The organism is Fibrobacter sp. UBA4309 (assembly GCF_002395745.1).
In the GTDB taxonomy this organism is placed as follows: domain Bacteria; phylum Fibrobacterota; class Fibrobacteria; order Fibrobacterales; family Fibrobacteraceae; genus Fibrobacter.
Map to the genome: position 1 here is coordinate 1 of NZ_DGUN01000055.1, position 10,089 is coordinate 10,089.

At 52.2% G+C, this 10,089-nt stretch carries 7 protein-coding genes and 1 pseudogene; 4 read left to right on the forward strand and 4 right to left on the reverse strand.

Features of this window, described 5'->3' with window-relative positions; translation table 11 throughout:
• Positions 1 to 406 (reverse strand): annotated as a pseudogene (locus B3M32_RS08340) (pyruvate:ferredoxin (flavodoxin) oxidoreductase); the annotation flags it as partial.
• Positions 407 to 584: 178 nt separating this feature from the next.
• Between B3M32_RS08340 and B3M32_RS08345 the strand changes: the two are divergent.
• On the forward strand, positions 585 to 1,205 hold the full coding sequence (locus tag B3M32_RS08345) for a thiamine phosphate synthase (protein ID WP_290745286.1): 621 nt from the start codon (positions 585 to 587) through the stop codon (positions 1,203 to 1,205).
• A 62-nt stretch (positions 1,206 to 1,267) separates the two neighbouring features.
• Here the strand turns inward: B3M32_RS08345 and B3M32_RS08350 are convergent, their stop codons facing one another.
• Positions 1,268 to 3,109: a glycoside hydrolase family 43 protein gene (locus tag B3M32_RS08350; protein WP_290745290.1), complete on the reverse strand. Its 1,842-nt coding sequence runs from the start codon at positions 3,107 to 3,109 to the stop codon at positions 1,268 to 1,270.
• 119 nt (positions 3,110 to 3,228) lie between these two features.
• On the opposite strand from B3M32_RS08350, the gene B3M32_RS08355 reads away from it, so the two are divergent.
• Positions 3,229 to 4,299, forward strand: coding sequence for an HD-GYP domain-containing protein (locus B3M32_RS08355; protein WP_290745293.1), 1,071 nt, complete (start codon positions 3,229 to 3,231; stop codon positions 4,297 to 4,299).
• A complete protein-coding gene (locus tag B3M32_RS08360) occupies positions 4,296 to 8,270 on the forward strand; it encodes a response regulator (protein WP_290745296.1) in 3,975 nt (1,324 codons plus the stop codon). The genes B3M32_RS08355 and B3M32_RS08360 overlap by 4 nt, the downstream gene beginning before the upstream one ends.
• 5 nt (positions 8,271 to 8,275) lie before the next feature.
• On the opposite strand, the gene B3M32_RS08365 is transcribed toward B3M32_RS08360, so the two are convergent.
• Positions 8,276 to 8,608 carry a zinc ribbon domain-containing protein gene (locus tag B3M32_RS08365; protein WP_290745298.1) on the reverse strand — a complete coding sequence of 111 codons (333 nt, stop codon included), beginning with the start codon at positions 8,606 to 8,608 and terminating at the stop codon, positions 8,276 to 8,278.
• Positions 8,609 to 8,629: 21 nt separating this feature from the next.
• The gene (locus tag B3M32_RS08370) at positions 8,630 to 9,421 is read right to left on the reverse strand and encodes a hypothetical protein (protein WP_290745304.1); all 792 of its coding nucleotides are present in this window, start codon (positions 9,419 to 9,421) and stop codon (positions 8,630 to 8,632) included.
• A gap of 48 nt (positions 9,422 to 9,469) precedes the next feature.
• Here B3M32_RS08370 and B3M32_RS08375 point away from each other — a divergent pair, with 48 nt between their 5' ends.
• Positions 9,470 to 9,772 (forward strand): hypothetical protein, encoded by a 303-nt coding sequence (locus B3M32_RS08375; RefSeq protein ID WP_290745306.1) that lies wholly within the window; start codon positions 9,470 to 9,472, stop codon positions 9,770 to 9,772.
• Positions 9,773 to 10,089 lie beyond the last annotated feature (317 nt).

A 10,089-nucleotide genomic window follows, 5' to 3' on the forward strand; every position in this document is an offset into this window, starting at 1 on the left:
TCTGGCGGCAGGCCATCACGTCGGAATGGTCACCGAAAATAGAAAGGCCCTGCATGGCAAGGGCACGGGCAGTCACATGGAAGACCGTGGGGGTCAGTTCGCCCGCAATCTTGTACATGTTCGGGATCATCAAGAGAAGACCCTGGGAAGCGGTGAAGGTCGTGGTCAAAGCACCGGCCTGCAAAGCACCGTGAACGGTACCGGCAGCGCCACCTTCGGACTGCATTTCAAACACGCGGGGAACCTGTCCCCAAATATTCTTCTTGCCTGCAGCACTCCAGTTGTCGGCGTGCTCAGCCATAGGACTAGACGGTGTAATCGGGTAAATAGCCGCAACTTCGCTAACAGCAAACGCTACGCTAGCGGTGGCTTCGTTACCATCACACGCAATCATCTTTTTTGCCATGTGTGTCTCCAATTTTTAGGTTTTTTCGAAAAAATCTGATTTAAGTGCACTTTCGGCCCATTTGGAGCCAAAAGCGAAAAATCCAAGATGAAAAATATAAAGATTAAAGGGAACTGAACAAGGATTTTTTGAAAAATTGCGTAAATCTAGGGGTGTTTCTTTATTGTATATTTGCTCCATGCGGCTTTGGCTTACGACATCTCCTGACGATTTTGCTTCGGAATTTGACGATATTGAGCAAATATTTTCGCGCGGGCTTTCGCGCCTGATTTTACAGAAACGCGGACGAGGGGGCTCTCCTTACGCCACCGAAAGTGATTACGAACGCTGGCTCATGGCCCTCCCGATGGAATGCCGTGACCGCATCTGGGTGCGGGGGACTCCCGATTTGGCGGAGCGCCTGGACGTGCGCGGGTGCGTTGCCGAGGCGGGCTCCTTACTGGTCGATGCTCCCGAAAGCTGGAAGCGGGTGAATACGGTTGCCTTTTGCCGAAGCCTGGACCAGCTGGAAAAGTTGCCGCAGTGGGTGGCCGGGGCGCTTGTCGGGCCGGTATTTCAGCCGCAGTCGGTGTATGAGCCGGTCAAATTTCATGGAATTGAGCCGGTTTTGGGCAAATTGAATGCTTTAGCGGGTTCGAAAATTCCGCAGGTGATTGCCTTTGGCGGCGTTGACCACGAAACGCTCGATGAAATCAAAAAACTCCCGGTGCAGGGAGTCTCTGTTCTCGGGGGCATTTGGAATTATGCCGACCCGGTAAATGCGTTTATTAAGTTAAACAGGACTGTCGCAGGAATGTAATGTGAGTGGTTACTAAAAACCACTAACCACCAACCACTGTCTACTTATCCCATATCCTTAATCTACCGCTCTATATATACTGCGTTTCTCGGTTTTCCGGGTAGCCTGTTCCCGAGCAGATCGAAATAGACCGGCTTGCGGTCCAGGCGCATATTCGTGCGATTGTTGCGGTAATCCTTCGCGATGGAGGTTTTTCCCGTATCGATTGAGGTCGTATCCGGTTCCTTGTACGGCTTGTCCGGATCGTCCACGACCATCTTGATGCGCGCAAAGCTCTTGCAGCCTGTTTCGTTGGTGTACGTGACGGTGTAGTACCCGCTAAAGTCGCCATCCACGTTCTTGAGCGTGTTTTCTCGGTCGGTGGACTTGAATCCGTTCGGACCGTCCCAGTTCCAAATTTTACCGTCCCACGGGTGCGGGCCGAACTGCACCGTAGCGCCCTTCGCGACCTTCAGGTCAAGCGTCTCGTTCCAGCCGCCGTCATTGACTTTGCTGTACGGGATAATCTTGGTGCCGCTGCAGGGACCAACCACCTTCTTGCCGTCGCACACGCCGATGGAATCGGGAATGTCGATGACGCGCGGCTCGAAATTCTTGGTGGGGAAGGCCTTCATGAGCTTGGCCGTCTCCTCGGCGGTAATGGGAAGCACCGTGCCGTGGCGGGGCGTGAAGGCTCCCTGCATTTCGGTATTCTGCACGAACTTGAAGTTCTCGAGATCGGTGCTTGTAGTGAACTGGTAATGTCCGTTGTTGTAGCAGTCGTACATCAGCACCCAGACGTTCTGGTTGATGAGCTTGAACACGCCCGCGCCTTCCACGGCCTCGGTAGTCTGCTGCAAGGCCTTGCTCGGCTTGCTCCACTGCGAGCCCGAGGTAGCACCGCTCTTGGGCATGAGCGAACTCGCGGTCACCTTGCAGATGCCGCCGTCGCCTTCGTTCTTGTAGAAGGCGTGGTACGTCTTGTCGATGGGGTTAAAGACGATGTCCATGTCGATGGTGGACTTGCCGCGGTCGAAGAAGTGTTGCGGTTCGCCCTCCAAATCGGTAAAGTTCTTGTTCGCGTAGGCGAAAAACACCTTGTCGTAGCTGATGGTGCCGTCGTTGGTCAAAAGCGAGAAGTACACGAGCGGGCGGCCCTTGGTGCCGTCGCCGTTGTCGTAGGTGTCGTCCCAGAACGTCTCGGGAGCCCACACGCGGGTCACGTTCGCGAAATTCTTGCCCTTGTACTTGTCGGGGAAGTGGACCGTGCTGTGCTCCCAGCTGATAAGGTCGCGGGAGCGCATGAGCACCATGCCTCGGTTGCTCGCCCAGCCCTCGGCGCTCTTCATGTCGGTATTCACCATGTAGAACCAGCCGTCGGGCGCGCGCAGCACGTGCGGGTCGCGGAGGCCTTTCTTGTGGCTTACCGTGTCGGCGCCCACCACGCGGTTCCCGTTGTTCATGGCGGTAAAGTTGTAGCCGTCGTTGCTGAGTGCGTAGTAGATGTTTTCGTTGTTATTGGCCGGGAAATACGCAAAAAGGTAGTTGGAGTAGGGTTCATACCCGTGGATGGAGACCTTTAGCGGTACATCCTGCGTCTTTGACCTCAGGCCATCGTGGACGGTAGCCGTGAGCGTCACTTCCTTGTTCTCGCCGACAAACCTGCCGTTGATGCGGCCCGAATGTGTAAGGAACAGCGTGTCGCTGCTTTTCCAGGTGATGGGGAAGGTTTCCCCGCCAATTCTTATGGTGTCGAGGAGGGTAAGGTCGGTATACAGGTCGTTGGCCGCGTTGCCTAGACTCTGGCCTACGCTATCGACTGCGCGCCAGAATGGGGTAACATCGTCCTGAGCGATGGAGGGTACTGCCAAAAAAAGGCTTGCGACTGCAAGCACCCGGAATGCCTGGTGGGACCTATTAACCATAATCTTTTTTCCTAAAATGTATCCATTATATAATATAATTTCTTTTTTTTTATCCAAATCGTCCAATTTGGAATAAAACAAGCTGCTCCATTTTTTTTTTTGAACATATATTAGGCAATATGGAACAGGTTCGTGCTAAGATTCTGGTGGTGGATGACACCAAGACCAATATCGAGGTCTTGGAGGGGATTTTATCGTCGTATTATGACGTCATTGTCGCGATGAACGGCCAGAAAGCCGTTTCACTTGCCCAAAGAGTGCATCCAGACCTTATTTTGCTCGACGTGATGATGCCGGAAATGGACGGTTACGAGACTCTCAGACAAATTCGTCAAAACGACGCCTCCAAGGATATCCCGGTATTTTTCCTAACCGCCAAGTCGGATTCGCAGAGCGAAAAGCAGGGACTCGATCTCGGGGCGGTGGACTACATCGCAAAACCGTTCATGCCTGAACTTATTTTGTTGCGAATCAAGAACCAGCTTGAATACAAGCGCCAGCGTGACCATCTGCACGAACTGGTCGCCGAAAAGACCGAGGACCTGCGCAAGACGCTGAAAGTCTTGCTCACGAGTCTCGGCGCGCTTGCAGAATACCGCGACCCTGAAACGGGCGAACATATCCGCCGCACGCAGTTCATTGTCCAGGCTTTGGCCCAGGAACTGCTTTCGCGCGGCAAGTTCCCGGAATACATCAAGTCAATCGAGTACGTGGATTACTACGCGACGGCCGCACCTCTGCACGATATCGGCAAGGTCGGAATCCAGGACGAAATCCTGCGCAAGCCGGGCAAGCTGACCGAAGAAGAACGCAAGGTCATGATGAAGCACCCGCAGATGGGTTACGATGTATTGCGCGGGGCTACGCGCGCGCTTGGTGAAAGCCCTATGGTGCGCATCGCCGCCGACATGGCCCTGGCCCACCACGAACGCTGGGATGGCGAAGGCTACCCGAACAAGCTCAAGGGCGACCAGATTCCCATTGGGGCGCGCCTGATGGCCGTCGCCGACGTATACGACGCGCTCGTGTCCAAGAGGCCGTACAAGGAGCCGATTGCACACCCGGTCGCCGTCAAGGAAATCGAAGGGGGGAAGGGAACACAGTTCGATCCGGATGTGATTGACGCTTTCTTGAAGATAGCGGATACACTTCCATCCATTTACGAGAAATTCAAGGACTCTGAAAATTGACGCATAATCCGGTAAATGCAAAGCGCCGACAGTTAAGCTGGCGCATCTCGTTTGTCTATACGATCCCGCTTTTGCTGGTGACCGTGACACTCGTGCTTGTATTCGGATTTTACCTACGCTCCTCCCTGATTTCTACCGCCTACAGCAGCACGGAATTCAACGTCAAGAAATCAGTAGACGAATGCGAATCTTACCTGCAGAAGCAAGAGGACGAGTTCCTCAAGATGCTCAAGAAGCTCGCGCAGAACAACCGCCAGTCCAACCGCCTGCATTTTGTCAAGTACCTGCAGAGCCACGACGATATCGTCGATGTCTATTACGGCTACTCCGACGGGGACTATTTCAGTGCCCGTGGCGACATGCTCGACGCGTCCTCTTCGGAATTCCGCACCAAGGGATGGTACCTCGAGGCCGCCCGTAACAAGGGGCTCGCCATTACCGGCCCGAACATCAAGCCCAAGAGCAAAAAGCTCGTGATGACCATTTCGTTCCCGGTCTTCGGCAGGAACCAGCAGATCAAGGGCGTCATCGCCGAAGATATCGACCTCCTGAAAATTCGCCAGTCTCTGGGAACGGCCGCCAAGAACGAAGGCGGCATCACCCTGATGATTGAGAACGGCAGCGACGACATTTTTACGTTCTTCCCGTACGAAACGAGCCTCGGCAAGATGGACCAGGACAGCCTTTCGGGACTCCTCTCCATGATCAACGACGATTTCGTTGTCGATTCGTTGATGTACGGCAAGGTGCTGCGTTTCGAGAAATCCAACAACCACAGGCAGAGTTTCGCCTTCATGGTCACGCCCATGAAGAAGTCCCCGTTCTACGTGGTGCACATCATCCAGCAGAACAAGGTCGTGGCCAAGTTCAAGGAAGACCTTTTCGGCGTGATGATTCTGGTCATCCTGGCCGTAGTCATCTTGATGCTCGCCGCAGGCATCATAGCGCATTTCCTGTTCAAGTGGTTTATCGAGAAGGACCTGAACGAAAGCGTGAGTTCGAGTACGCTGTTCGATACGTTGCTGGGTAGCCCGAACTTCTCCCTTATCCTTACAAACGACACGTTCGACATCCTCCATGCCAGCGCGAACGTCATTGAATTCCTGAACAGCGGCGAAGAAATCAAGGGCGAAATCCTTTGGAAATTTATCCCCTCCGAACAGTTCAAGAAGTTCGCCCACCGCGTGGCGATGGGCGGGGAGCTGCATCCCAGCGAACGCAAGACGATAGTGCTGGTCAAGAATTCCCGCGGGGAAGAAGTCTGGTGGAATATATTCTTCCAGTTGCTCGTAGAAGATGACGGCAGCATCCGCTACCTGTTCATGATCAACGATGAAACGAGCGGCATCCAGAAGGATACCATCCTTGACACCATCATGCTCTCTGCCGACAGGTCCCTGCTTGTCATTTTCGACCGCAACAAGCGCATTAAATACATGTCCAAACAGTTTGCCGACATATTCGGCAAGGAATGGCGCAGCCTTATCGGCCTCCAGATAGACGACCTGAGCAACAGCGGACTTCCCGAGAACCTGGTAAACGCAGTCAAAAACCTTTTCGAAAACGGAGAAACCTGGAAGGATTCGTTCATGCTCAAGAACCAGAGCAACGGGAACGAAATCTGGTTCAGGGGCGAGGCAGTGCCGCTCAAGGTGCAGGAATCCACTATCGGCTACATGCTCTCGATGATCGACATCTCCGAAGTCGTGGCGTCCCGTGAAATCGCAGAACAGGCGACCGCAGCCAAGAGCGAATTCCTCGCCAACATGAGCCACGAAATCCGTACGCCGATGAACGCCATTATCGGCATGGCGCACCTGATAGCCGAAACGGAACTTTCGGAACGGCAGCGCAACTTCGTGGACCGTATCGGCCATGCCGCAAAGTCCCTGCTCGGGATTATCAACAACATCCTGGACTTCTCGAAGATCGAGGCCAAGAAGCAGGAACTCGAGGTGACTCAGTTCTCGCTGCAGGACACCATCAACGAGGTGGCGGCACTCGCGGAAGTGCGTATAGCGGGCAAGAACATCGAGCTTATAGTCGACATAGACCCGGATATCCCCGAACTCCTCATGGGCGACCCGCTCAGGCTTTCACAGATTTTCACGAACCTCGTCAACAACGCGACGAAGTTTACCGACAAGGGCGACATCACGTTGCGTGTAAAGCTGGAACAGGCTTCGGAAAAGAACGTAAGGCTCGCATTCAGCGTCTCGGATACCGGTATCGGCATGACTCCGGAACAGCTTTCGCGCCTGTTCAACGCCTTTACGCAGGCCGACGGCTCTACGACCCGCAAGTATGGCGGCACGGGACTCGGCCTGGTAATTTCCAGGTCGCTCGTGGAACTCATGGGCGGCCAGCTGCAGGTAGAAAGCCAGTCCGGTGTCGGTTCCAGGTTCTTCTTTACCATTACGCTACCCATAGCGTCGAATGCCGGCGAACCGAAATGGAAGAAGGTCTCCGATTTCAGGGGCAAGAATATCTTGCTCGTGGACGACTGCGCGAACCTGCGTTCCGTGTTGCGCCACATGCTCACGACCCTCGGGAGCGTTGTCGAGGAAGCCTGTTCCGCAGCCGAGGCGTTCGACCTTATACAGTCCCACGAAGAGGCAGGCGAATCGCCGTTCGATATTTTCGTGGTCGATTACAAGATGGGTATCGAGACGGGATTCAACTTCGCGAAGGGCATTCCCGAGTCGATGAAGTCCATTCCCAAGGTGCTTATGCACCCGCTGCATTTCGAAGAAGCTGAACAGACCGAGGCAACCCAGCTCGGATTCAACAGCTGTGTCGCGAAACCCCTGCAGATTAGCTCGCTCCTGAGTGCATTGCAAGAGGCTACCGGATCGTCGCTGACATACAAGAAGTCGGTCAAGAAAGAGAAGCGGAAAGTCTATTTCAAGCCCGCGAAGATTCTGCTCGTCGAAGATAACCAGATGAACCAGGAACTGGCCGTTTCACTTTTGGACAGCGTGGGCCTCACGGCGATGATTGCGAACAACGGCCAGGAAGCGCTGGACCTGCTGCAGAAGAATTCCTACCACCTCGTGCTCATGGACCTCCAGATGCCCGTGATGGACGGTCTCACCGCCACCAAGGCCATCCGCGAACGTGAAGACCCGTATTTCAAGAAAGTTCCCATTGTCGCGATGAGTGCCAGGGCGTTCCAGAAAGACAAGGAAGAATGTTTCGACGCCGGCATGAACGACTATGTCGTAAAACCGATCGACCCGTCGCATCTGTACGAAGTATTGAGCCATTACCTGAAGGTGGCTGCCGAAGGCCCCGAAATTCAGAACCGTACGCTTGTTTCGGTAAGCAGCTCGCCGCTGGTATCGGATGATGCCGAATTTGTAAGCCAGTTCTCGGATGTCCGCAATTTCGACGCCAGCTCCGGTCTGTACCACGCGAACAACAACAAGACTCTCTACCTGAAGATATTGCAGGGATTCGTTGCCGATTACGGCGGAAACGGTTTCGAGCTGCGCAAGCTCATCGAGAGCTCGAAATACGAGGAAGCGACCCGTATTACGCATACCATCAAGGGACTGTGCGGAACAATAGGTTCCAAGCATGTCCAAGGGCTCGGTGCCGCAGTCGAAAATACGCTTTCGCAAAAGAAGCAGGACTTCACCGAATACAATGCGTTCGAAAACGCGCTGCGTGACCTTATCGAAGACCTGAAGGTGGCCCTGAAGAATATCGCGACCGAGCAGACGACCCGTGTCGAAAAGAAGAACGATCCGCAGGCGAACGAAAAGTTGAAAAAAGCTCTGGTAGACCTCCATGCCGCCGTGGAATCCTGTTCCTCGACGCAGTGCAAGCGCATTATCGACGGGCTCGAAAGGATTGTATTTGCGAAGAATCAGGAAGAGCTTATCAACCAGCTCAAGGACCAGGTGGACGATTACGATTTCGGCGAAGCCGAAAAGACCATCAAGGAACTCGAAAAGACGCTTTCTTAAGAACGTTAAAATATCATCGCGGCGATGAACGCGAGGGCGACGATAACGGCGGCCGCTATGGCGAGCGGGCTCGCCTTTTTCTTTTTGGCGTAGGGGCTGTTCGGGTCGTCACCGAACTCGTTCTCCAAAATTTCATCGTAATCCGGCGTTTCGAGGTCGGTAAATTCTGCGCCTTCTTTCCAGCCGGTATTGGCGTCGCTCCCGCAATGCGGGCAGAACGTGGCGTTGTCTTTCAATTCGGAGTGGCAGTGAGGGCAGAGCATGATGGTGTGGGGTGTGGGTGTGGGATGATTGATAATTGATGATTGATAATGGATGATGGGGGATGATATTGTCATGCCCGCGCAGGCGGGCATCTTTTATTTGCTGAACTTATAACGGCCGAGCATGTCGAAGTAGCGGGCCTTGGGGGAGATTTTGACGGGCTTGAGTGTCTTGCGGAGGGAGGTTGTATTGTCTTTTTTGATAAAGAAATATTCACGGTTATAAGAATTGTCCTCATAAGTATATTGAATGGAAAAACCTTTTTCGTTTGGTTTATACAATATTGGGATCCCTTTTTCATTGCCGTTTTCGTATTCATAGCACTTGAAGTCGTCGCTTGGATCAGCAATATCAAACGTGGAATATTTGTATACGGAATCTTTTTTGATATTCATTTGATATGTTTCAATGACAGTATCTTGCTTTAAAATGAATTCAAAAAGATAATCAGTGCCTTTTTCGACTACATAATTTGGAGTCTGTTTTCGAATGATTTTTTCTTCAAATACACCATCATTGTATTCTTGAATTTCAATAAAAAGGGTGTCTTGTATGGTGCTTACTGAATTGATATATTCCTTGCTTGTTTTTTTTAAGACGGATTCATTCGAGTTGTAATAGAAATAGGTTACCACGGAATCTTCATCATAAATCTTAATCCTTTTGACAAGCTTTCCATTGTCATAAAAATCTTTACTTGCAATAACTACTTGCTCAGAATAATAATCAATACTTGTTGAGTCGATATACACTTCAGCTTGAGGATCTAGAAATGTGTTAAACTGTTTAAATAAAAAATCCGTACATGTATTTGCCGAAGTAACGGCACTTAACGCCAAGATGGACAGGGCGACTAGGAAAGTGGATTTTTTTTTGTAATACATCATGCTTCTAGACAAAATATATTATATCTTTCAAGAGAAATTTAGTTTAAAATGTTCAAGACGGTTATTGCAATATTTCTCGCTATTGCCCTGTGCGTCAGCACCGTAGGGTGCGCTGCGTCTGGTCCGTCTACGCTTCACAAGCCAAGGACTTCGCTAAAACAAAACCCCGGTAATCCTTCGCAAAAAGTCGTTATCGTTGACGACAGCAAAAATTTTGGCGCCGGGGGATCGGTTGAAGCAAGCGATGTCTTGATCATGACCGGATTGGTTCTTGTAGGGAGTGCCCTGCTTATCGTCCTGTTTTTGGCTAATTCAGGCGGAACGTCCGGTGGCCAAAAAGGCGGTATGTAAAAACCGCCAGGCGATTGCCTAGCGGTTTTGCAACTTCGTTGCATTGTTCTGTGGCTCGGCAATGCTCAAGCAAGCTTGAGCGCTGCACTCGCCTTGGAACAATTTAAAGCTTTTGGCTTGGATCCTATCGGTCGCTGCGCGACCTCCAGGATGACAGATCCGTGAGCAACAAAGCCCTCGGGTGTTAACCGAGGGCGGTTGCGAGAGCGAGCGCTCAGGGTACGTACTTAGTACGATTGGGCGCGAGCGGTCTCATTACTTCTTCGGGAGCACGACCGGCTTGCCGAAGTCAACGTTCGTCTTGTTGCCGAGCAACA

Excerpts from the sequence above, each read along its gene's own strand:
- B3M32_RS08345 (WP_290745286.1), top strand. The coding sequence starts at position 585 with ATGCGGCTTTGGCTTACGACATCTCCTGACGATTTTGCTTCGGAATTT.
- B3M32_RS08350 (WP_290745290.1), bottom strand. The coding sequence starts at position 3,109 with ATGGTTAATAGGTCCCACCAGGCATTCCGGGTGCTTGCAGTCGCAAGC.
- B3M32_RS08355 (WP_290745293.1), top strand. The coding sequence starts at position 3,229 with ATGGAACAGGTTCGTGCTAAGATTCTGGTGGTGGATGACACCAAGACC.
- B3M32_RS08365 (WP_290745298.1), bottom strand. The coding sequence starts at position 8,608 with ATGACAATATCATCCCCCATCATCCATTATCAATCATCAATTATCAAT.
- B3M32_RS08370 (WP_290745304.1), bottom strand. The coding sequence starts at position 9,421 with ATGATGTATTACAAAAAAAAATCCACTTTCCTAGTCGCCCTGTCCATC.
- B3M32_RS08375 (WP_290745306.1), top strand. The coding sequence starts at position 9,470 with ATGTTCAAGACGGTTATTGCAATATTTCTCGCTATTGCCCTGTGCGTC.